The 23,310-nt window shown below is 62.7% G+C and carries 14 protein-coding genes; 3 read left to right on the top strand and 11 right to left on the bottom strand.

The annotated features are described in order from the left end of the window. From F0Q45_RS06690 to F0Q45_RS06680, 3 genes are all read left to right on the top strand, one after another. The coding region (locus F0Q45_RS06690; RefSeq protein ID WP_223163880.1) for a hypothetical protein at positions 1-464 on the top strand (464 nt) is incomplete at its 5' end. A gap of 49 nt (positions 465-513) precedes the next feature. After that, positions 514-915, top strand: coding sequence for a globin (locus tag F0Q45_RS06685; protein WP_373424932.1), 402 nt, complete (start codon positions 514-516; stop codon positions 913-915). Positions 916-923: 8 nt separating this feature from the next. Continuing rightward, positions 924-2,501 carry a glycoside hydrolase family 13 protein gene (locus F0Q45_RS06680; RefSeq protein WP_149653197.1) on the top strand — a complete coding sequence of 526 codons (1,578 nt, stop codon included), beginning with the start codon at positions 924-926 and terminating at the stop codon, positions 2,499-2,501. A 267-nt stretch (positions 2,502-2,768) separates the two neighbouring features. Here F0Q45_RS06680 and F0Q45_RS06675 read toward each other — a convergent pair whose 3' ends face one another. The 11 genes from F0Q45_RS06675 to F0Q45_RS06620 all read right to left on the bottom strand — a co-directional run bounded on the left by F0Q45_RS06675 (position 2,769) and on the right by F0Q45_RS06620 (position 23,282). Beyond that, complete coding sequence (locus F0Q45_RS06675; RefSeq protein WP_149653196.1) at positions 2,769-4,310, bottom strand: MFS transporter; 1,542 nt, start codon at positions 4,308-4,310, stop codon at positions 2,769-2,771. Next, positions 4,307-6,487 carry an Rv1355c family protein gene (locus F0Q45_RS06670; protein ID WP_149653202.1) on the bottom strand — a complete coding sequence of 727 codons (2,181 nt, stop codon included), beginning with the start codon at positions 6,485-6,487 and terminating at the stop codon, positions 4,307-4,309. The genes F0Q45_RS06675 and F0Q45_RS06670 overlap by 4 nt, the downstream gene beginning before the upstream one ends. A gap of 435 nt (positions 6,488-6,922) precedes the next feature. Further along, positions 6,923-7,750 carry a hypothetical protein gene (locus F0Q45_RS06665; RefSeq protein ID WP_149653195.1) on the bottom strand — a complete coding sequence of 276 codons (828 nt, stop codon included), beginning with the start codon at positions 7,748-7,750 and terminating at the stop codon, positions 6,923-6,925. Between the two features lie 1,291 nt (positions 7,751-9,041). Next, complete coding sequence (locus F0Q45_RS06655; protein WP_149653194.1) at positions 9,042-9,704, bottom strand: hypothetical protein; 663 nt, start codon at positions 9,702-9,704, stop codon at positions 9,042-9,044. After that, the gene (locus tag F0Q45_RS06650) at positions 9,692-10,105 is read right to left on the bottom strand and encodes an acyl-CoA thioesterase (protein WP_149653193.1); all 414 of its coding nucleotides are present in this window, start codon (positions 10,103-10,105) and stop codon (positions 9,692-9,694) included. The genes F0Q45_RS06655 and F0Q45_RS06650 overlap by 13 nt, the downstream gene beginning before the upstream one ends. Beyond that, entirely contained in the window at positions 10,102-14,928 is a 4,827-nt protein-coding gene (locus tag F0Q45_RS06645) for an NAD-glutamate dehydrogenase (protein WP_149653192.1), read from the bottom strand. The genes F0Q45_RS06650 and F0Q45_RS06645 overlap by 4 nt, the downstream gene beginning before the upstream one ends. Positions 14,929-15,087: 159 nt before the next feature. Beyond that, on the bottom strand, positions 15,088-16,764 hold the full coding sequence (gene ettA / locus F0Q45_RS06640; RefSeq protein WP_149653191.1) for an energy-dependent translational throttle protein EttA: 1,677 nt from the start codon (positions 16,762-16,764) through the stop codon (positions 15,088-15,090). 77 nt (positions 16,765-16,841) lie between these two features. Then, positions 16,842-17,357 carry a single-stranded DNA-binding protein gene (locus F0Q45_RS06635; protein ID WP_149653190.1) on the bottom strand — a complete coding sequence of 172 codons (516 nt, stop codon included), beginning with the start codon at positions 17,355-17,357 and terminating at the stop codon, positions 16,842-16,844. Positions 17,358-17,656: 299 nt separating this feature from the next. Next, positions 17,657-20,023, bottom strand: coding sequence for a glycerol-3-phosphate 1-O-acyltransferase (locus tag F0Q45_RS06630; RefSeq protein ID WP_149653189.1), 2,367 nt, complete (start codon positions 20,021-20,023; stop codon positions 17,657-17,659). After that, entirely contained in the window at positions 20,020-21,813 is a 1,794-nt protein-coding gene (locus F0Q45_RS06625; protein WP_149653188.1) for an HAD-IB family hydrolase/lysophospholipid acyltransferase family protein, read from the bottom strand. Before F0Q45_RS06625 ends, F0Q45_RS06630 begins: the two co-directional genes overlap by 4 nt. Further along, positions 21,810-23,282 (bottom strand): WS/DGAT/MGAT family O-acyltransferase, encoded by a 1,473-nt coding sequence (locus tag F0Q45_RS06620; RefSeq protein ID WP_149653187.1) that lies wholly within the window; start codon positions 23,280-23,282, stop codon positions 21,810-21,812. Before F0Q45_RS06620 ends, F0Q45_RS06625 begins: the two co-directional genes overlap by 4 nt. Positions 23,283-23,310: the final 28 nt, after the last annotated feature.

Here is a 23,310-nt window from a genome sequence, read left to right as displayed (position 1 = left end):
GGGAAATGCCCGAACGGCTCCAGACCGCACTGCGAGCGATAAGTGACTGCATTTCCGGGATGCAGGACCTCGACAAGAAAAGGTTGGTTATCGCGGCAGCCGCGTGCGAGGAGGGTTTTGTCGTGGCATCAGATGGCTGCGTCAGCATCGGGGCAGCACATCAGGGCTTCGCGGGTGACGATGCCACCGTGCGGCGCGCCCGCTACGAGCATCGCCTCATGTCGGTGCTCGCGGAGATGGCTGAGCTACAGGAACGTACGGTGGCTACGGTCACCGAGCGATTGGGCGCCGACGAACCGGGGGGACCTTGGTCCTTTGTCGAGTGTGCCAAGGCCGGGGTTGAGCTGAGCACTTTCGAGACGGGTGGCGCAGGCCTGCCGCCGTCGCCGCTGCGCGACATGTTGGACCGACTCGCCGCCGACATGGCGCGCGCCAAACAACGATTTGGCGCAAGCGCACCGTGAGGATGGGCGTAACCGCGGCGTCCGGCTCGCATAGCCCACAATGGAGGTAATGGAACCCGAACAACAACCACAGTCCTTCTATGCCGCCGTCGGCGGCGCCCAGACGTTTCATGCGATCGTGTCGCGCTTCTATGAGCAGGTCGCTGACGATGAAATATTGCGTCCGCTGTATCCCGAACCGGACTTGTCCGGTGCCGAAGAACGACTGCGGATGTTTCTCGAGCAGTACTGGGGCGGCCCCCGAACGTACTCGGATCGACGTGGCCATCCGCGCCTGCGCATGCGACACGCTCCCTTTCGGATCACCCCACTGGAACGCGACGCCTGGTTGCGCTGCATGCACACCGCGGTTGCGTCCATTGACTCAGAAACCCTTGATGACGAGCACCGCCGCCAGTTGCTCGACTATCTGGAGATGGCCGCCCACTCCCTGGTCAACTCCGCGTTTTGAGGTCCCACATGTCGGGCAGCGGCGTTGACCCGCCGTGGTGGTCACATGCGGTGTTCTACCAGGTGTATCCGCGCTCGTTCGCGGACAGCAGCGGCGACGGGGTCGGCGACCTAGACGGGCTTACCGCCCATATGGCGTACTTGCAACAGCTTGGTGTCGACGGAGTCTGGATCAACCCGGTTACCGTCTCGCCGATGGCCGACCACGGTTATGACGTCGCCGATCCTCGGGACATCGACCCGATTTTCGGCGGGATGGCGGCGTTCGAGCGGTTGGTCGCGGCGGCACATGAGCGGGGTATCAAGGTCACCATGGACGTGGTACCCAACCACACCAGCTCCCAGCACCCGTGGTTTCAGGCGGCGCTGGCCGCGGGCTCCGGCAGTGCCGCACGCGACCGCTATTTCTTTCGCGACGGCCGCGGCCCGGACGGATCGCGACCGCCGAACAACTGGGAGTCGGTATTCGGTGGACCGGCCTGGACCCGGGTGACCGAACCGGACGGCAACCCAGGCCAGTGGTATCTGCACCTCTTCGACACCGAGCAGCCTGACCTCAATTGGGATAACCCCGAGGTGTTTGACGACTTCGAGAAGACGCTGCGCTTTTGGCTGGAACGTGGCGTGGACGGCTTTCGCATCGACGTAGCCCACGGCATGGCTAAGCCCGCTGGGCTGCCCGACGCCACCGCCGAAGCCAAGATCTTGCGCCACACCGATGACGATCCCCGCTTCAACCGCCCGCATGTGCATGCCATCCACCGCGATATCCGCGCAGTTATCGACGACTATCCCGGAGCGGTCACGGTCGGCGAGGTGTGGGTGCACGACAACGCGCGGTGGGCGGAATACGTGCGACCCGACGAGCTGCATCTCGGCTTCAACTTCCGGCTGACCCGGACTGCATTCGACGCCGCCGAGATCCACGACGCCGTGCAGAACTCGCTGGTGGCTGCGGCGCTAGAAAACGCCACCCCGACCTGGACGCTCGCCAATCACGATGTGGGTCGGGAGGTCACCCGGTACGGCGGCGGAGAGATTGGGCTGCGCCGGGCGCGGGCCATGGCGATGGTCATACTCGCGCTACCGGGCGCGGTATTTCTCTACAACGGTCAGGAACTCGGGCTACCTGATGTGGATCTGCCCGACGAGGTACTGCAGGACCCGACCTGGAAACGCTCGGGTCATACCGAACGTGGCCGCGACGGGTGCCGTGTTCCGCTGCCGTGGTCGGGCGACGCTCCCCCATTCGGGTTTTCGGCGTGCGCCCAGACCTGGTTGCCGATGCCGGACGAGTGGGCGGCGTTGACTGTTGAGAAGCAGCTCGCAGACCCTGGCTCGACATTGTCGTTTTTCCGAGCGGCACTCGAATTACGCAGCACCCGGGCTGAATTCGATGGCAGTCAGATCGATTGGCTGCCCGCACCCAACCATTCGCTAGTATTCGCGCGCCGCGGCGGTGGACTGGTGTGCGCGCTGAATGCAGGCCATCGCCCGATAACGCTGCCACCAGGCGAGCTGCTCGTGGCAAGCGCGCCGTTGATAGACGGCCAATTACCGCCGGACACCGCCGCCTGGCTGGTGTAGCTTCGGCCCGTCGCCGGTGGGCCACTCCCAGGCCGATGCTGATTTAGCGGTCGAGACCGAATCTATTCGAGCACCGGGCACAGTTTCGTGATCGTCGTGCCGGCCGGCTGCTGCGTCGTATCGCGTGACCGACAGCACATGTAACCCGTCTTCGCCACATGCGGGGGTTAGTTCCAGAAGGCAAAACACGCCAATGAGCCTTGCGGTCGCCGGGAAAAGAGACCGGAATCGCGGCGAGGCGGCAGTGACCGGGAGGCCGTGTTCCAGTTACCCGGCTGGGTTCGCCTGCCGATGACGGGTGTCCGCCGACTGGGTGAAACTCACCATGAACAGGGCGGCGGAGCCGCCGCCCAACGCAACCAGCGCGGGCAGCAGCAACGACTGCGCCATCGCAGCTGCGAACGGCTCACGTAAGGACTCAGGTAGCTGTGGAACGGCGCCCTCGCTGCCCTGCGGGACGGGTGGCTGCGCACCCTCGGCAAACGGCGGCAGCCGGGCAACGATCCGCGAGGTCATGAACCCAGCCATACCCGAGCTGCCCAGGACAGCGCCCAGCTGGCGGGCGGCTGTATACGCCCCCGCACTCGCACCGGCCAGCTGCGACGGCAAGTTGCGAGTCCCCACAGTAGCCAACGGCGCCCAAACGAACGGAATCGCCATACCGAGCCCCGTGATCGGCAATACCAACCGCCAGATCGGCGTGGTCAGGGACATCTCGGCCGAGAGCCACGCTAGCGAGAGCGCCAGCATCAAAAAGCCTGAACCAATAACAAGCCGAGGGCTGTACCTGTCGGCAACTTTGCCCGCAATCGGCGCCACCACAGCACTCACAATCACCATCGGTGCAATCAGGACGGCTGACCGCGTCGGCGATAGGCCATCTGCCGCTTGTGCAAAGAACATCGCCGGCACCATCATTGCGGTCGTCGCAAACGCGGCAGCCGCCACCCCAATGTTGGACAGGCTGAAATTGCGGTTGCCAAAGATCTCTAGCGGGATCAGCGGGTCGCGTGGGTTGACCGCCTGCCAGTACGCGAAACCCGCCAGTGTACTTGCGCCGCCGATAAGTATGGCCCACGTCCATGGCGCCCATCCGGCTTGCTGCCCCTCTTGCAGCCCGAAGACGATGAGCAACAAACCCAGACCGGACAACCCGACGCCGGGCAAATCGAGCTGTTGCTTATGCAAGGGCAGCACCGGAAGCAAGCGAGCTGCCAGCACCAGCCCGACGATGCCGATGGGGACGTTGACGAAGAAAATCCACTCCCACCCGAACGCCTCGACCAGCACACCGCCGGCCAACGGCCCGACCAGGGTGGCAACTCCTCCGGTGGCAGTCCACGCGCCGAGCGCCACACCACGGCATTGCGGTTCAAAGATCCGGGTGATCATCGTCAAGGTTTGCGGGAAAAGCAGCGATGCGCCGATGCCCTGCACGACGCGAGCGAGGATCAACGTGGCAATGGTGCTAGAGAACCCGCAGAGTAACGACGCCGCGGTGAACACCCCAAGGCCAGCTAAGTACACCTTTTTGGGGCCGAGCCGGTCACCGAGCCGACCGGCCAGCAGCAACGGCACCGCGTAGGCGAGTAGGTAGGCACTTGTCACCCAGATCACCATCTGATAGCTGGCATTCTGCTCGGCCATCAGGCTCGGGTTGGCGAGGACTACGACGGTGGAGTCGAGCACGATCATGAAGTAGCCGACCAACATTGCCCATAGCGCAGGCCAGGCCGAGTTCGCGGGACGGGCGGAGATGTCCTGCGCCGTGCGCGCCAAGTGCCGCTTGCCGATGAGCGCCGCTATCATGTGCGCGCGCCGTCTTGCCCCTGAATGCTCTGCCTCATGAAGGGGCGACGTCGGCTGCGGATCGATGGGCTTGGCGCAGCGCAGAATCTCAGCACCATAATCGGCGACTCACCAGCCTGCGTACCAGCCAGTTCGTTGAATTCACGCTGCAGACGCTGCAACTGGGGGGCGAAGTTCGGTGACAGATCGGAACGCTCTTGACTGGTCTTGGCATAGAGAAACAGCGGCGAGATCGGTCCCGCTGCCAGCCCATGTTGCTGCGCGCGGATCCAGACGGCCTCAGCAGCTGATCCACCACACGCGTAATCGGCCAATGTCTCACCTTGGATGAACACGAGGGCTATTGCGGAACTCGCACAAACTCGAAAATAGCTTTCGGCACCCAGGGCGACACCACCGTTCCATCGTGCTAGTTCGGCCATGACTTCGGGTCGACACAGCGTGTCGAGCATCGCCAATCGGAAAGGATCCAGCTCGAGGCCTCGGACATCGATACCCGACTCCAAGGATGGATCTGTCGGCCAACGCAATTCAGCCACCAGCTCGGCGTGCAGTTCGGGAGTCAAATAGCGGATGCGATCAGACTCCCCGAGAATCATTGCGGCCCTCTCGATCTCGTCTCGCGTCCGCAGAAGCTGCAGCCGCGCGCCTTCGCGCCGGGCCGCTGATTCCAGCAATTCCAGGGTCGCATCTGCAATCGGAGCCGGTGTCCCGTGGTGTCGGTTGGTTTGTCGTAGCAGCATCGGTCGATAGAGTCGCGCCAGCTCGGGGTCGCTGTCAGCACCTAGCTTCACAACCACGCAGAGGGGCGATTGTTCGCTGCTGTGGCCAATCTCCACGGGCCCGAGGACTCCGTGAGCTGCGGCCGCTACCCGGGCGTTGAACACCGCAGCGCCGATGGCGACTGCGCTGGCTCGAAAATCGATGTCCACCAACGACGTACGCTCAGGTACAAGTTCGATGGCGACGGCATCGTGATCAACTTCGATGCGCCATGGCTGCGCGTTTCCGACCGAAGGCGCGCGGCTGGCTGCCGTGGCGACCACGTCGATGATGTTGGGCAGCTTGCCAACATCGGCCAGTATTTCGGCGTCAGGGTCGGACTGCGGATCGCCGTCCCACCTGGCGGTGCCCTCGTGGTGCGCAGTGGCGGGCTCGTCGAGATGGTCCAGCGCCGCGGCGATGTCGATACGGGTCCGGCCAGACAATAGCGGCTCACCCAGACCAATTCTGCGGACAGCCTCTGCTACCGTCGCCGCGCCGAGTGTGACTTGGCTCGCCAGTTGCGGCCACGCGGACAGTGTAGTTCCGACCTCGATGAGCGTCGCGGCCTCACGCGCAGTCCCCCGGCCAGGGTCGGCGAGACGATACAAGTGCGGCATCTTTTCCCTGGCCGACAACCCTGCCAAGGTGGCGCCATCAACGTCGCCAAGTAAGCCGTGCAGAATCGGTCGCGTCGGCTCCTGGTCAAACCGCTCGACATCCACCAAGCCGCGGTGGTCGGTGGCCATGACGACCGGTATCTGCCGGCTGCGCGCAGCCTGCCGGACCAGGATTTTAGTGTCGAGCGAGTCGCATTCTTCGACAACGATGTCAAGGCCATCGAGGAATGCATCCAGAGCATCTGGAGTTACTCCCGCGGTAAATGTCCGCACCCGCAAATACGGGTCCAGCTCGGCTATCCGGCGCCCGGCAGCCGTCGCCTTGTTGGTACCGAGGTCCAACACCGATGCAGGCACGCGATTGAGGTTGGATAGGTCTAACCGATCGAAGTCGGCGAGTCGCAGTTCTCCGCACAATCCTTCGGCCGCAATGGTATACGCAATGACATGTCCGACGCTCAATCCGACCACTCCGATGCGTAGCGCGGCGAGCCGGCCTTGCTCCTCGACGGTAATCAGATGCCTGTTCCGGTCGAGCCGTACCGCCCGAAAGGCTTGGGGGCCCAATACGGCGACCACGTTTCGGCGCCAGGGGTAGTAGACCCACCGGCTCCGCTCGGCAATCAACTCAGCGTTGGGGCCGGGACGGAGACTTCGGACGGATTCCACCTGCCCGTCAAGCTGGTCCAGGAATTCAATGCAGGCATCAGCGCGTAGGTTTTCCAACCGCCGATAGTCGTCGGGATCGTCGGGATCGAGAATCTGTATCTCTGCATCACCCACGCCGCAAGTCATTACGTTCACGCAAGCGATACTTGCATGCCCACAATTCTTCCGCAAGGACTCTATCAGCGACCGGCGCATGGTTCTATGCCAACACGATTTTCGGGGGCAGTCGTACCAAGACTTCTATCAAGATGACGATTTCAGTCGTATCAATCGATAAGTAGTTGCGGCAACTTTGGTGAGCATCGGCAAACTGCTGATGGCTATCATTATCCGGCTCCAGACGTTTCTATTACAACCTTCTCAATTCGTAGTCCCTCACGCGAATGCCGGGAAAGATTAGGGGCTCCTATTTGCTCGACGTTCGCTGCGCTTCTCGGTGCTTTGCCCCATGCCCTGCGACTTCCCATCCTTCAGGTGCGATTAATTGCTTACGTTAACCCGTGCTGGCGGCGGAAGCCGATAGATCCGAACGCGCGCACTGCGGTGAGTTCGGCAGTGCGCTCACGTGGTACTCCGCGTGCGTAGTAGCTTCAACAACCCGCCAGCGACGTTTGCCAGGTTCGCAGGTATCCACACCAGGAGTGCTTCTCCGTCGGTGAAGCGCGGGTTGGCCTGAAAGAAAAACTGCGCGTCCGGGTCATGTTCGAGCCCGCGCAACCGCGAGGCATCAAGCGGTGTAGCGCCCGAACGCACGACCCAGGGTGAGTCACCGACCCGCACGTAATTCCTTTTCTCGCTAACCACCATCACCAGAGCTTCGACATCACCAGACGTTCGGTGCCCGCGGCGCGGATAGATCCGTGGCATCGTCCGGGCCAACAGACGATATGCAGCGGGTGACGAACTGCGGGTCAAGTAGGCGATCGGGGTGCGCGGTGCACGGAGTTTGAAGCGAAGCACCTGGCGGAGGGCGAACAGCATGCTACTTGTTCCGCCGCGATAGCCCGGGCGGAAGAACGCGCCTCCGAATAATACGGCGTAGTGGTTGGCCTGATGCTCAATCCGCTCGACACCCAGGTATGCAAAACCGGCCAATTCGTCGCGTGCACCAAAGAAGATCTTCAGGTGAACCTCACCGGCCCCAAAAACCTGGGCCGCAAACACATCCTTCGTGTCGCCGCGCACCGTCTCGCGGTAAAGACCGTAGAGCCGCTCCACCCAGACACAACGCTGCGCGGGCGGCAGTGATGCCCAGCGCAGGCATTTGCTGCGGACAATGCGGTGAGGAGATCTGCCGACGCGAGCCTGCGAGAAAGTTCTCGTGACGTCGACCCGGCCATGGGACGGAATAGTGATGTTGACCGCTGCGTGCTCAGCCGAGCGGATCAAATTGTTAGCGTCGATGGCAATCCCTTTTATGCTCGCGTGAGTTCTAATTGAAAGCTGGTGCACAACTGAAGCGGATCCGACGGGTTACATCGATGTGCGACAGTCACGGCCGCCCATCGCGAGTTGATATACGTGGCAGCACTGGAAATGTCAATGTTCGCTATTTGTGTTTGCTTCGGAAAGACGTCGTCACGACGGGCAAATTCGTCAACAACCCCACCACATTGCCGATACATTACGAAGTAGACCCTTGCCGAAGCATGAGAGACGCACATCCGCGCTCAGCCAAAGTCACGACCGTCGTCGGGCATCGATACGTTCGGCGACAACAATGGGACTTGTCATGCGCTTACTCTCTGGAATCGGTTATAGTCGCGAAATGACTATAAGGTAATGGCGACAACTCAAGACAGCAAGTTGCGTTATGATAGCGATAGCTAACCGTAATAATAATGTTATATGCGCTATCCATTAAGTCTAACTTTTGGACAACCGGTCCGATTTTCTCGGCTGCAACGTTTTGTTCAATAGTTTTGACATGCATACCGGCGCCGCATGGCATCGGTATGCAGCCTCGGCCGGCGCCCGGTATGGGCCTCCCGATTGCGGGGTGGCCAGCCAGGACCAAGCTCGCTATGCAGCAGGTCGATAGAATGCGCCGGTCAGCGTCGTACTTGATGCCCACCGCAGCCACATTGGCAAACTTGCCATGCGTGGCGGACTACTGGCGATATTGCGGCGCGGCACCACGCCGACGTCTTGTATGTGGGGTGCGGTGGGGGCCTGCTGGTGCAGCGGCTGGCAGTAGTATCGCGCCGGGTGGTCGGCATCGATCCGACGCTGCCACCGTCGAACGAGCCCGTCGCCGGCTGCACTCGAAAGCCAACACATCGGTCGACCACTGCGACTTTCGAGGCTTCGCCGCGCCCCAGCAGAGCTTCGACGTCATCATGTTCGTGGCCAGCATTCACCACCAGCCGCTGCAAGAGGCGCTGGCAAAACGCGCCAACTACTCAAGCCCGGCGGCGAGCTGGCCGTCGTGTGCTTGCGGCGAACAAGGCGATCCGCAACTGGGCATGGTCGCTGCTGTGTGGCCCATCGCCTGGGTAGAAACGCGCCTTCATCGGGAGACCCGTGATATCGGCGCACCGGTCACCGAGCCCCACGAAAACCTCGATCAGACTCGACAGGTAGCCAACGAGGTTCTGCCCAACGCCGAAATCCGACGACGCCTCTACTACCCGTACCGGTTTGCACTGGCAAGACCCGGGCTAGCCAAAAAAGTCAGGTGTCAGCGCAGCACCAGCGCAGGATGGCCGCGGCGCAGGTACACAGACCCGTAGCGGGCGTCGACCCGCAACCACGCCGGGTGAACCCGGACCCGAACAATTTCGTCCGCGTCGACCACGTCGGCCGGCTGCGCCAAAAAACCCATCGCGGTCAGGGCGAACACACAACGCATCGGCAGCCCAACGGTGACGTCGCCGGAGCTGACCTGGACAACCTCTTGGTCCAGCAGCGAGACCGGCGGCCCCTGGGTGCTTCCGTACTCTTTGGCTAGCCATGCGCCGTTCTGAGACAGCTCGAGGATGGCCTGAGCCGGCACATCGTCGAGGTGGGTGAAACCTGATTCAGGAGGTAACACACCCCGCCATGCCGAGTCCATCGGATAACCCGGATCGACGTAGCCCGAGTTGTCCATCGCCGCCAGTCCGCGCGCCAACCCGTCTGCGCCCGAACAGAAATCGTCGGGTCGCACCTTGCCGGCCACCACCCGGCTGGCTAGCACGTCGAAACCCGTTGCCACCCATGCCGTCAGCAATCCGGCCGATCGTGCACGCAGTCGGATGACCGCGGCATCGTCGAGCCGCATCGCGCGCTCCACGAACCTGGCCAGATCCGCGCGGTGAGCCGTGTCCTTAAGCCACAGCCCGCGCTCGGCTACCGCATCCACCGCTGCAGGTACTCCCGGTGATGTGGGAACAGGCGAACCAGCCGCTGCTCGTCGATATGGAAGGCGGCCAGCTGAGACTCGGCGATGACAGCCGGCTTGGAGTCCGGCTCCGCGTTGACCGAGCGCACTTCATAACCGAGCGTGAAGTCGACCGCGCGCCGCCGCTTTACCCAGATCGTCACTTGCAACGGGGAATCGGACAGCCGCAGTTGACCCTTGTAGGTGACCCGGACGTCGGCAATTAGTAACCCGATAGTCGTGATGTCGGCAGCGAACGCGTCTTTGAGAAACGGGACACGCGCCTCTTCCAGGATGGTGACCAGGGTGGCGTGGTTGACGTGCTGGTACATGTCAATGTCGGACCAGCGCACCGGCACCGACGCAACGAAGCCGGCGCTCATCCCGAAGCTCCACGTCCGCTGGTGCGGGTCATCCGGCGGATCTGTCGTGCCGCCACCGACAGCGTCGCCAAATCCTTTGCCCCACTTTCCCGAATCTCATCGAGGGTGCGGCGGGCCCGATCCACCCGCGACGCACTGATGTGCTCCCATTCGGCGATCTTTTGTTCCCCGCTTTCATCAGGCTCGCCCACGGCCAGCACGTCCAGACACAGCGACCGCAGTGAGGCATAGATATCGTCACGAATTGCCAAGCGCGCCAACGCATGCCAACGATCTTTGCGGGGTAGCTGAGAAACCGCGGTAAGCAGGCCGTCGGTGCCCAGCCGGTCCATCAGGGCGAAGTAGGTGTCGGCAACGTCTGCGGAGCCAACCTCGGTGATATCGGCAATGTCGATGATGTCAAGCAGGCTGTAGCGGTATAAGCCGACGGCCACTCGATAAGCCAGGTCGTGGGGCGCGCCGAGTGCCGTGAACTCAGCGGCCTCCTTTTCGACGATGGCTTTGTCGTCTCCGCGCAACCACTCCGACATGCGCGGCGTCATCGCCTTGACCTTGGCGGCGAAGCGGTTGATCTCAGCGCCGACGGCCAGCGGCTGCGGACGGTAGTTGAGCAACCAGCGTCCGGCCCGGTCTATCAGCCGACGGGTATCCAGTGTCAACCGGTCTGAGATTGCCACCGGCAGCTGAGCCGCGCGAATCCGCCGCCACAAGTGGTTGATCCCGAAGATGGCATCGGTCGCGACGTAGGTGCGCACCGCGTCGATCGGCGTGACACCAACGTCTTCGGCGATCCGGAAGGTATAGCTGATGCCGGCAGTATCCACCAGATCGTTCACCAGCATGGTGGTCACGATTTCGCGGCGCAGCTGATGCGAACGGATGTCCGGGGTAAAGCGTTCGCGCAATGGCCGTGGGAAGTATTCCGGCAACCTGGACGCGAACACATCCTGGTCTGGCAGCTCGGTGGCTAACACGTCTTCTTTGAGCGACAGCTTGACGTGTGCCATCAACGTCGCCAGCTCGGGCGAGGTGAGCCCAATACCGGCTTCGGCGCGTCGTGTGATCTCCTTCTCCGACGGCAGTGCTTCCAGTTCCCGATTGAGCCCGCGCTTGGCCACCAAGTGCCTGATCTGGTCGGCGTGCACCGGCAACAGACTGGCCGCGTTGGCGCGGCTGGTACCCATCAAGTCGTTTTGGTCGTCGTTGTCGGTGAGCACCAGCCGTGCCACCTCGTCGGTCATCGACTCCAGCAACTCTTTGCGTTCGTCGGATCGGACCTTTCCCGCGGTGACCAGTGCGTCGATCAGAATCTTGATGTTGACCTCGTGATCGGAGCAATCCACTCCGGCGGAGTTGTCCAGCGCGTCGGTATTGATCCGGCCTCCCGACAGATCGAATTCGACGCGGCCCAATGCCGTCACCCCGAGATTGCCGCCTTCGCCAATCACCTTGGTGCGCAGTTGGTTTGCGTTAACCCGCACCAAGTCGTTGGCGCGATCGCCGACATCGGCATCGGACTCCGACTCGGCCTTGATGTAGGTGCCGATGCCGCCGTTGAAGAGCAGGTCGACCGGCGCCTGCAAGATTGCCCGGATCAGGTTGGGCGGGGACATCTCGGCGACTTCGCTCTCAATGCACAAAGCCGCACAGACCTGCGGGCTGATCGGAATCGCTTTCTGCTCGCGGCTATAAACGCCGCCACCCTCACTGATCAAGGACTTGTCGTAATCGTCCCAGCTGGATCGGGGCAGCTGGAACATCCGCCGACGCTCCTCCCAGGAGGCACCGGCATCGGGGTCCGGGTCGAGGAAGACGTGCCGGTGATCGAACGCAGCAATGAGCCTGATGTGCTTGCTGAGCAGCATGCCGTTGCCGAACACGTCGCCGCTCATGTCACCGATGCCCACGACGGTGAAGTCCTCGGTCTGCGTGTCGACCCCGATTTCCCGGAAATGGCGCTTGACGGCCTCCCAGGCCCCCCTGGCGGTGATGCCCATGGCCTTGTGGTCGTAGCCCACCGATCCGCCGGAAGCGAATGCATCACCCAACCAGAACCCATAGGACTTGGCGACATCGTTGGCGATATCAGAGAACGTGGCCGTGCCTTTGTCGGCGGCCACCACCAGGTAGGCGTCGTCCCCGTCGCGCCGCACCACCTCGGGCGGTGGGCTGACCTTTCCGGTCGCGTGGTTGACGTTGTCGGTGACATCAAGCAATCCGGAGATAAACAGCTGATAGCAGGCCACACCCTCGGCGCGGACGGCGTCACGGTCGGCGGCTGCGTCGCCGGTGGGCAGCGGCGGCCGCTTGACGACGAATCCACCTTTGGCGCCGACGGGCACGATGACGGCGTTCTTCACTGCTTGAGCCTTGACTAAACCGAGGATCTCAGTGCGAAAGTCGTCGCGGCGGTCAGACCAGCGCAAACCGCCGCGCGCGACCGGACCGAATCGCAGGTGCACGCCCTCGACCCGGGGCGAATACACGAAGATTTCGAACTTCGGGCGCGGCAGTGGCAGCTCACCGACTAGCTGCGCGTCCAGCTTGACCGCCAGAACATCGCGGCTGCGCGCTGAATTCTCCCGCTTCACAAAGTAATTGGTCCGCAACGTGGCCTGCACCAGCGAGGCGAACGCCCGCAGGATGCGGTCGGTGTCCAGACTCACCAACGCGTCGATATCGGCGGCGACTGCGGCCGCGGCCGCTTGCGCATCCCGCTTTGCCGGTGCGCCTGCCGGTCTGGGATCAAACAGCGCCTCGAACAATGTGATCAGTGAGCGCGCGGTCGAGGGATGTTCGTTGAGCACCGATTCGATGTAGGACTGGCTATAGGGGAAGCCTGCCTGCCGCAGATACTTGGCGCACGCGCGCAGCAGCACAACCTGCTGCCAGGTCAGCCCCGCACGCATCACCAATTCATTGAACCGGTCGATCTCGACTCGGCCCTGCCAGATCGCGGTGACCGCATCGGCGAATCGTTGTGCAGCCGCAGTCCGTTCAGCCTCCGTCGCGGCTTCCGGGATCGTGGGATGGGGCGAAATCTTGAACTGGTAGATCCAGATCGGCAGCCCGTCGGGGCGGGTGACGGTGAACGGTCGCTCCTCGAGCACCTCAACACCCATGCATTGCAGCATCGGCAACAGCTCGCTCAGCGATGCGGTACACCCACCCAAAAACCAGGTCAACTGCGCGACACCTTGCTCGTCGCCCTCGGAAAACACCAACCTGACCGAATCATCGGCCAGCTCGTTGATGATCGCTATGTGGTAGATGGCATCAGCCGGACTAATCGCCTGCTTGTAGACCTCGGGGAACGCAGCCGCGTAATGCTCGGCGTCATGGTGAGTGATGGACCCCGACGTCGCCGCGCCGATAAGCCGGTCAGCCCAGGTGAGCGCAGCCTCACTGAGCAACGCTTGGATCCGCAGCCGGTTGGCCTCCGAAACATCGACCGATCCCGGCGGAGCGTCTTCGGGTAACCGGACCATGAAATGCATGAGCGCCCAAGGCGATTCACTGACCCGAGCGGTGAATTCCAGTCGCGTCCCACCGAACTCGCGGACCAGGATATCCTCAATCTGCAAGCGCACCGCCGTGGTGTAGCGGTCGCGCGGCACGTAGACCAGGCATGAGACGAAGAACTGCAGCCGATCCACCCGCAAGAACAACAATGCGCGTCGTTGTGAGCCCAAATCCACTACGGCTTTGGCCATCGTCAATAACCGCTCGGCGCTCAGGGTAAACAGCTCGGGGCGCGGGACAGTCTGGATGACGTCAAGCAGCAGCTGGCCGGGGTGGCTAGGGTCGCTGCCGGCCAACTCGAGTGCTTCGCGAACCCGCCGCGAGATCGCCGGAATTTCCAGCACGTCGGCGTTCATGGCGGCCACGGTGAACAGCCCCACGAAGCGATGCTCGATAACGCTGCCATCATCGAGCATCTCGCGCACCGCGATGGCGTACGGGTAGGCGCCGTAGCGCAAATAGCTGCCCACCCGCGCTTGGGCCAAGACCAGCAGTTTCTCTTCGTCAGTCAGCCGCGGCCGGGTACCCGAGCGCGCGCGCAGCACGCCAAGTCCGCTCGACCCATCGCCGATCACCATGCCGTCGTCGACCCGACAGGGCTGGTACCCGAGCAAGAGAAAGTTGCCGTTGCCTAGCCAGCGCAGCAGTGCCGCGACCTCCTGGCGATCGAGCGCCGCGTAGTGGCCTTCGAGGTCGCTGTCGACTGCTGCGGCCAGTTCGGCCAAGGTGTCGATCATCGCCGCCGCGTCTTGGGCGACCCGCTGGACATCGGCCAGGACCTTGGGCAGCAGCCGTTCCACTTCGGTGAGGGCATTGCTGTCGACCGAGGGCGAGAGCTGTACGTGAATCCATGCCTCACCGACATACGGTGACGCACCGGCCGCTTTAGGTTCGACGCGCAGCAGATCACCGTCGGGACTGCGGCGCGCCTCGAACACTGGCGTCATGACGGCGGTGTAGCGCACCCCGAGCCGGTGTAAGAGCACCGTCACCGAATCCATCAGCATGCTGCCGTGGTCGGTGACCACCTGCAACGCCGGTCCAAAGCCTGCCGGATCATCGGCGGGATATACCGCGACGCAGCTCTCACCAGCCGCGCGATGCATGCCGAGGCGATAGTGCGCACTCAGCATGCGCGGCTTCACCACCGAGGGCGGCGCTGGAGCGGCTCCCAAGCCGTCGTCCGCTTGACCCCGATAGCTATTCAGGTAGGCCCGGGAGATCCAGTCCGGAATATCGGCCGGCTCGGTGAAGCTGGTCCACGGCCCGACATCCTGCTTAACCCCGGGATCGCTCGTCATACCGGCTGCTCCCCACTCACGACGGATACCAGCGCGCTGCTTGATCGCCCCCCTCCTCAGCGGCCGTACCGGCCGCATCGTCGCGGGGCCCTGCCCGATCGCCCCCCTCCTCAGCGGCCGTACCGGCCGCATCGTCGCGGGGCCCGAGCAAACCTCACACTAGTCGCGCGTCAGCCTCCGGTGAGTAAGCCGGTGCGGACGCGCGGCGTCGATACCAAGCCGTTCTACTTTGTTTTCCTCGTAAGCGCCGAAATTGCCCTCGAACCAGAACCACTTGGCCTCATTGTCGCCGTCACCTTCCCACGCCAGGAGGTGCGTACAGGTCCGGTCGAGGAACCAGCGATCGTGTGAGATCACCACAGCGCAACCGGGGAAGTTCACCAGGGCGTTCTCCAATGAACTCAGCGTCTCGACGTCCAGGTCGTTGGTCGGTTCGTCGAGCAGGATCAGGTTGCCGCCTTGCTTGAGGGTCAGCGCGAGATTGAGCCGGTTGCGTTCCCCGCCCGATAGCACCCCGGCCGGCTTCTGCTGGTCTGGCCCTTTGAACCCGAAGGCCGACACGTAGGCTCGAGACGGTATCTCGTTTTGGCCAACCTCGATGTAATCCAGACCATCGGAGACAACTTCCCACACCGTCTTTTTCGGGTCGATACCGGCACGGGCCTGGTCAACGTAGCTCAGTTTGACGGTCTCGCCTACCTTGACCGTGCCGCTGTCAGGCTGCTCTAGCCCGACGATGGTTTTGAACAACGTGGTCTTGCCGACCCCGTTAGGACCGATAACGCCGACGATGCCGTTGCGGGGCAGCGTGAAGGACAGGTCCTTGATCAGGGTGCGCCCGCCATAGCCCTTGTCGAGGTGCTCAACCTCGACAACGACGTTGCCCAGCCGCGGCCCAACCGGAATCTGGATCTCCTCGAAGTCGAGCTTGCGGGTCTTCTCCGCCTCGGCAGCCATCTCTTCGTAGCGCTGTAGCCGAGCCTTGCTCTTGGCCTGGCGCGCCTTGGCGCCGGAGCGCACCCAGGCCAGCTCCTCTTGCAACCTTTTTTGCAACTTGGCATCTTTGCGGCCCTGCACCGCGATGCGTTCCGCTTTTTTCTCTAAGTAGGTCGAGTAGTTGCCTTCATACGGATAGGCGCGGCCACGGTCGAGTTCCAGGATCCATTGGGCGACGTTGTCCAGGAAGTAGCGGTCGTGGGTGACCGCGAGGATTGCTCCGGCATAGCTGGCCAGGTGTTGTTCAAGCCACTGCACGCTTTCTGCGTCCAAGTGGTTGGTCGGTTCGTCAAGCAACAGCAGATCAGGCTTCGACAGCAGCAGCTTGCATAACGCGACGCGGCGGCGTTCGCCTCCGGACAAGTTGGTCACTTGCTCGTCTGGTGGTGGGCAGCGCAACGCGTCCATGGCTTGCTCCAGCTGCGAGTCGAGATCCCATGCGTCGGCGTGGTCCAATTCCTCTTGCAGTCGGCCCATTTCCTCCATCAGCTCGTCGGAGTAGTCGGTGGCCATCAGCTCTGCGACCTCATTGAATCGGTCAAGCTTGATCTTGATGTCGCCCAAGCCCTCTTCGACGTTGCCCCGGACAGTCTTCTCGTCGTTCAACGGCGGCTCCTGTTGCAGGATGCCGACCGCCGCCCCGGTAGCCAGGAACGCGTCACCATTATTCGGCTTGTCCAATCCAGCCATGATCCGCAAGACGCTCGACTTACCAGCCCCGTTGGGGCCGACGACACCGATTTTGGCGCCGGGATAGAAACTCAACGTAACGTCGTCGAGGATCACCTTGTCGCCGTGCGCCTTGCGGACCTTCTTCATCGTGTAGATGAACTCAGCCATGCCGCGGTATTGCCTTTCTGATCTTGCAGGGTTAGCCGGGGTACCCCGCCGACCATCCTAGGCACCACCTACCGGTACTAAGCCGATAACGGTAGCGCGGGGTCGCCAGCAGCGTCCTCGACGGCAGCCACGTCTGGGACAGAGTCAACCCCGGCGGCGAGGCCTTCGTCGTTCACAACGATCGCGGACTCCCCCGTCGTTCCGGGTGCCGGGACCTTCTCCGGGCTCGGGCCAGTGTAACTGGGCTTCTCGATGCGCACGAACACTCGCGAGAGATCTGGCCCGACCGACGTTGCCCGCATCTCCAGCGAGGAACGGCGATTGCCGTCGCGGTCCTCGTACTCGCTGGTGTACACGTGGCCCACCACAATCACCGGTGCGCCCTTGCCCAACGCCGCGCCGACACCGGTGACCAGCCGTCCCCAGCAACTGACGGTGATAAATAGCGAATTGCCCGGCTCCCACCCGCCGTCACTAGTCCTGCGGCGAGAATTGCTGGCTACCCGGAATTTGACGACCTCTTGGTCGCCGACCTTCCGGCGTTGCAGATCGTTGACGATATGACCGACGACGGTCAGCTGCGTTTCAAACATGTGATTCGAATTCCCTTCATACTCGTGCGGTAGCGCTCGTGGTGGTCTTATTGAGCTCCGGGACACCGACACGCCGCACCAGCGAGGGTGCGCACGGGGCATGCCTGTGGAAAGAGTCGCTGCTGTGGATAAGCGCGTATCGATGCTCGGATGGGAGCCACACGCTCAACACGGCACAGTCCAATTGCGTAAGCAACCTGCTGCTCAGAGCGGGGCAATGGTGCGCCACCACGACGCAGTAACTGCAGTGGCGGAGGTGATTACCACCGCCGAGGACGCCGAGCCACCGAATAACGGTGCTACTGCGCGGCGCTGGAATACTTGTTGTCGACGAGCCCGCGACGAACTTTGAACTCGCGAGCGACGAACTGGTTACGCGCAACTTTCTCAACGTAGTCGAAGTCACGCACAATGCATCGCAGTTCGCGCCGGAAAGCGGTACGACGTTCGGCGAGATCCGGTGCCGGAGCGATTAGGTTCTGGTCGGCGGCGACTTGGCGGGCCGTGGCGAATAGCAGCGTCGACACCGGCTCGCTGCTGCGCACCCGCGCCTGTGCCACGTATTGGCGACCCACCCCGAGCGCCAACTCGGTTAGTTCCTTTTCTCCGATATCCGCCGGAGCATCACGCAACACGTCGGCCACAATCTCATAGGCCTCGAAAAACACCCGCAACATCGCGTCCGACATCAACGGTCGCTTCGCATACAAGATCGCGTCAATGCCATCACCACCGGCGGCGACTTGGTGTTCCCAATCTTTGTGCCAGGCCATCTCTTCGGCGATGTTGGCCCGAAATGCCGCCGAATCAGCGAAGTAGAAGTCGAACTTCAGCAGATCTCGCAACCTCATCGCCTGGTCCCAGAAGGCAGCCATGCGGTCACCGTCGGTGTGGCGGGCATGTGCGAGCGCAAGTTCGACGATCGAGGTCTCCAAGAAGGCATGGATTACCGAGTTCCGGTAAAACGCCGCGGCGAGTTGATCGTCCGGTGCGATGTACCAGACCGGTTCCCGGCCGCAGTCCACCCGAGTTACCGGGTGACCGTTCGACAGTGCGTCGACCGCCGCGCGCACCCCTTCGCGCGAGCGCAGCCGTAGCGCACTGGTCGACACCGGTGTCTGCTTGCGTTCCAGGTAGTCCAGTGAGTCCTGCAATGTATGGTGCAACTGATCGAGCGTCAACGCGGCCCCTCGCGTGGTGAGCAATAACGCAGAGACCAATCCGGTCGCGGTCACGGGCGTCGACTGCAAGATCCGCCACGCGACTTCAAATGTCATCTTCTGCAGCGCAAGCCGTTTCGCGGCCTGATCATGAGCCAGTGAGCCGTGCGGTGGGCCTAGGTATTGGCGCATCGAAACCGCTTCGGGGAACCGGACATAAATTTTGCCGTAGTTGCGCTCCCCCTGCGCCTTGATGAAGTTATAGAGCCAGCCAAAACCCTCGGGCGTCTTCTCGGCGCCGCGCGCGTAGGCCGCATATTCGGCGATCTCGTGCAGCTGGTCGAAGCAAATCGAAACCCCTTGCAGCAGGATGTCGTCGCTGCGGCCGTCGAGATAGGCGTCTGCCACGTAGCTCATCAGTCCGAGCTTGGGCGGCAACATCTTTCCGGTGCGCGACCGGGTCCCCTCGATGGACCAACTGAGATTGAACCGCTTCTCCACGACGTATCCGACGTACTCCTTGAGTACGTACTTGTACAGCGGATCGTCACCGATGTTGCGCCGGATAAAGATCATTCCCGAGCGGCGCATCAACGGGCCCATCACGCCGAACGACAGGTTGACGCCGCCGAACATGTGCACTGGCGGTAATCGGTTGTCCTGCATGGCCACTGGGACCACGGCACCGTCGATATATGACCGATGGGAAAACAGCAGTACCGCCGGATGAGTTTCCAACGCGGCCCGCATGGCCGCAACCTGGTACGCGTCGTAATCGAATTCAGGATCGAATCCACGGCTGATCAACCTGCCTAGAACGGAGATCAGGTCTATCGACACCTGGCTCCATCCGGTAGCCAGCTCGTCGAGAAGTCTGCCCGCTTCCTCGACTGTGGCACCGGGGATTTGCTTCAAGCCGGCACGAAATCGCGCTGAGGCCAACATCTCCGGCTTCACCAGCCGAGGTGACTTGTATTGCGGTCCAAGGATCCGGTACTCCGCGCGAGCCAGCGCCAGGATGGCCCGGCGGGTAACGAACTGAGCGAAATCGCGTTGGTCCTCGCCCACCGTAGTTTCGCGGCACTGCTGGCGCAGTTCGGAGACTTTGGCCGGTTCCCCGGCTACGACCCTGGCTCGACGGGGATCGGAGCGCAAGATGCGGCGTTGCTGACGTGGGTTGGGGTGGTAAGGATCCCGGCCGGGAAGCAGTCCAGCTACCTTGGCCACTCTGCCGCGATCGGCCGGCGGCTGCCAGAACACTTTCACGGGCACAATCGACCGGTCTTCCCCGGACTCGAGTTGCTCCACCAGTGCAGTCAAAGTGGTCGGCGCGGCGTTGCGGGGCGGCAGCCTCAGTAGGTCGATTCTCGCCTCCGGATTGCGGGCACGTTGGTGGTCCAGCCAATCCATAATGAGCTGCATTTCGACCGGCGACTCCATCGAAGCTAGCACCAGCGTGTCTTGCGCAATGAGGAATGCGCTGGTGTCGGCAACTGGCTTGGTCACGGCTGCCCTTTAGGCATCGAGCCCGAACGCTCAGTGGCCGTAGCCTCGTCCGCGTCAGGCTGGTGTGCCGCAGCATCTTTGACGGCCAGTGCGGATCCGTCCGGGTTCGTCGTGGCCGGCTTTTTCGCGGCGGACTTTGATGCTCTCTTGGCCGGCGCCTGTGCCGCGGTCTTCTTCACGACCTTCTTCGGCGCGCTCTTGGCAGCGGCCTTTTTCGCCGGCGTTTTCTTGGTGGCGGCTTTGGCAGCCCTCACTTTCTTCGCAGCCTTTCGCTCGGCGTACACGCCGACTTCTGGTAGCTCGTCGACCGGCCAGTCCTTCAGTGTGTCCAAATACAGCTGGCGCACCTCGGCAATGCGGTCCGGAAGTGTTTCGATAGTCCAGTTATCGACCGGGATAGGCGGAAACACCGCGACGTCGACGGTGCCGGGATTGATCGTGGTGGAGTTTCTCGAGGCGACGATCTCCGCATTGCGGATCACGATGGGGACGATCGGTATCCCGGCAGCCATCGCGATGCGGAACGGCCCCTTCTTGAATGGCCCGACTTCGGTGGTGTCTAATCGGGTGCCCTCGGGGGCGATCACGATGGACAATCCGTTTTTGGCGCGTTCTTCGACGGTGTGCAGCGTTTCCACCGCAGCAACCGGATCGTCCCGATCGATGAATACACCGTCCAGGAGCTTGCCCAGCGTGCCCATGATCGGGTCGTTCTGCAGTTCCTTCTTGCCCACGCCAACCCAGTTGTCACGCACCAGCGCTCCAGCTATCACCGGGTCAACCTGGTTGCGGTGGTTAAAGATAAAGACGGCAGGGCGCTGCGCGGTCAGATTCTCTTTCCCGATGACATTCAGATGCACGCCACTGGTGGCTAGCAACAATTGGGAGAAGTTCGCGGTGAAGAAGTTCACCCCACGCCGCCGGCTCCCGGTGAGCACACCGAGACCTAGTGCACCGGCCGCGACTGGGAACATCGTGCTGAAGCCGGCAAGCGTTCGCAACTGCCGCCGCAGACCAACGCCGCCACGGCTGTTGAACTTCAAAATCGGCCAGCCACGGCGCTTGGCCACCGCGGCCATCTTGCCTTCGGGGTTCGTCGGCCGCGGATTGCCGACCAGATACATCAGGGCGACGTCCTCGTCACCGTCGGCGTAGAAGTAGCTATCTTTGAGGTCGATGTCGTGCTCGGCCGAAAAACGCTGTACCGCGGCGGCTTTGCCCGGTCCCCACAAGATCGGCCGCACCACGTCGCCGCTGAGTATGCCATCTTCATCGGTCTCGAACATGTTGGTAAGCATGTTGGTGATCCCCAAGAAGCGGGCCACCGGATTGACCTGGATGGTCAGCGCCGACGAGCTGAGCACCACGGTATGACCGCGCGCCACATGAGCCCGTACCAGCTCCCGCATTTCGGGATAGATCCGGGATTCGATCCGTTGGGCAAACAACCGCTCGCCGATCTCCTCCAAGTCGCTGAGCAGTCGCCCGCGCAGCGCCGAAGAGGCCTTGATGATGAGGTCTTCGAACTCGATGCGCCCCAGAGTATGGTTCAGCCCGGCCTGAACCATACTGAGCAGCTCGCCCACTCCCATGTCGCGGCGCCGCAGCCGCTCCTGGGTGAGGATGACGGCCGTGAAGCCGGCCACCAGCGTCCCATCGAGGTCGAAAAACGCACCGACCTTGGGCCCGGGAGGGCTGGCCATGATCTCGGCCACCGAGCCAGGCAATCGCAAATCGCATGCTGGCCTTTGCGTTTCGCGCTCTTCCTGTTGTTCTTTGGAGGTACTCATGAGCCGGAAACCGATCGCGAGTCCGCTTCGTCCGGCGTAGAGAAGGATGCGGGTCTCGCCCGCGGAGCCGGGTCGCCTGCCAGCGCGAGGATCTCGTTGAAACCCTTCAGCAGGCACTGCGCGAACAATTCGTCGTTGCGGACCGAGGCCCGGTCGTAGCGCACGGTAATGGTGCACCAGCCGCCCCGCGATATCAGTACCACCATCATCGCCACACCGGGCAGCGGGCCAATCCCATACTGGCGCATTATTTTCGCACCGGCGAGGAAGGTATCTCCGGGAAAGACCGGCACATTGCTGGCTTGAACGTCAGAGCCGACCACCGAACTAGTGATGCCCTCCAATACCGCTCTCGGCAAGATGCTTAGCACCGGCGCGAGGGACCCGACGACGTTCATCGCCGGCTCATCGCGGCGCTGCGTCATCTGCGCCCGGATTTTCCTCATCCGAGCGGTCGGATCGACGGTGCCTATCGGAGCAGCCAGATTGACGCCGGTGAATTGGTTGCCGCCGGCCGCGTCGGCGTCGCCGCGTAGGTTCACCGGCACCGCCATCGGCAGCGTACTGATCGGCACGCCAAGCCCCTCGTGGTAAAGCCGCAGCGCACCGCAGAGGCCCGCGAGATAGGCGTCATTGATCGACCCACCCCCAGCCTTTGCCGCCTTGTGCAGGTCCGAAAGCGGCATGTCGATCGCCTCGGTGCGAGTGGTCAGGCTGCGCCGGCGCAGCAGCGGCGACGGCTCAGCGGCCCGGTTCATCACCCGCACACTGGACAGCGCATAGCCGACCAGGCCCGACACGGTAGACGTAGGCTCCAAAACCGCGCGGCCGGCCACCGATACCGCTCCAGACAGTGCGCCCAAGACCCCACCGACAATAGCCATGGGCAGGTGGTTGATGCCCTGGCGCATCAAGTCGTTCGACGAAAGATCCTGCGGAATGGGTTGCGGTGGAGTCGGTCTGGGCGGTGGGTCACGCTCCAGGTCGTAGATTTGCGCGAACATCTCGACGCCACCCACACCGTCAGTGACGGCGTGGCTTACATGCAGCAGCATGGCTGCCTTGCCGTCGGCCAAACCCTCAACCAGGGTGGCTGTCCACAGCGGACGAGAAATGTCCAGCGGTGATTGCAGGATCACCTCAGCAAGATCGAACACTTGCCGCAAGGTGCCGGGTTCGGCGACCCGCACCCGGCGCACATGGAAATCGAGATTGAAATCTGGATCCACTACCCAGCGCGGCGCCGCGGTCGGCAGGGTTGGAACAACCACCTTCTGCCGCAGCCGCAAGACGCGTCGCGAGGCATTTTCGAACCGGGCCCGAAAGCGTTCCCAGTCTGGCGTGGTGTCGAGGAGTTCGAGCGCCATGATTCCCGACCGGGTACGTGGATTCGCCTCGCCCCGGTGCAACAAATAGTCGAGCGGTCCGAGCTCGTCGGGCAGCACGGCGGGCGCGGCAGGCTCAGCCATCGTCACGACCCCACGCGGTCCGGATAAC

The organism is Mycobacterium simiae (assembly GCF_008370645.1).
Lineage (GTDB): Bacteria > Actinomycetota > Actinomycetes > Mycobacteriales > Mycobacteriaceae > Mycobacterium > Mycobacterium simiae_A.
This window is presented reverse-complemented; position numbering and strand designations above follow the sequence as displayed.

What these genes read in the sequence shown, in the direction of transcription:
- F0Q45_RS06685 (WP_373424932.1), top strand. Translation starts at nt 514, where the DNA reads ATGGAACCCGAACAACAACCACAGTCCTTCTATGCCGCCGTCGGCGGC.
- F0Q45_RS06680 (WP_149653197.1), top strand. Translation starts at nt 924, where the DNA reads ATGTCGGGCAGCGGCGTTGACCCGCCGTGGTGGTCACATGCGGTGTTC.
- F0Q45_RS06675 (WP_149653196.1), bottom strand. Translation starts at nt 4,310, where the DNA reads ATGATAGCGGCGCTCATCGGCAAGCGGCACTTGGCGCGCACGGCGCAG.
- F0Q45_RS06670 (WP_149653202.1), bottom strand. Translation starts at nt 6,487, where the DNA reads ATGACTTGCGGCGTGGGTGATGCAGAGATACAGATTCTCGATCCCGAC.
- F0Q45_RS06650 (WP_149653193.1), bottom strand. Translation starts at nt 10,105, where the DNA reads ATGAGCGCCGGCTTCGTTGCGTCGGTGCCGGTGCGCTGGTCCGACATT.
- F0Q45_RS06645 (WP_149653192.1), bottom strand. Translation starts at nt 14,928, where the DNA reads ATGACGAGCGATCCCGGGGTTAAGCAGGATGTCGGGCCGTGGACCAGC.
- ettA (WP_149653191.1), bottom strand. Translation starts at nt 16,764, where the DNA reads ATGGCTGAGTTCATCTACACGATGAAGAAGGTCCGCAAGGCGCACGGC.
- F0Q45_RS06635 (WP_149653190.1), bottom strand. Translation starts at nt 17,357, where the DNA reads ATGTTTGAAACGCAGCTGACCGTCGTCGGTCATATCGTCAACGATCTG.
- F0Q45_RS06625 (WP_149653188.1), bottom strand. Translation starts at nt 21,813, where the DNA reads ATGAGTACCTCCAAAGAACAACAGGAAGAGCGCGAAACGCAAAGGCCA.
- F0Q45_RS06620 (WP_149653187.1), bottom strand. Translation starts at nt 23,282, where the DNA reads ATGGCTGAGCCTGCCGCGCCCGCCGTGCTGCCCGACGAGCTCGGACCG.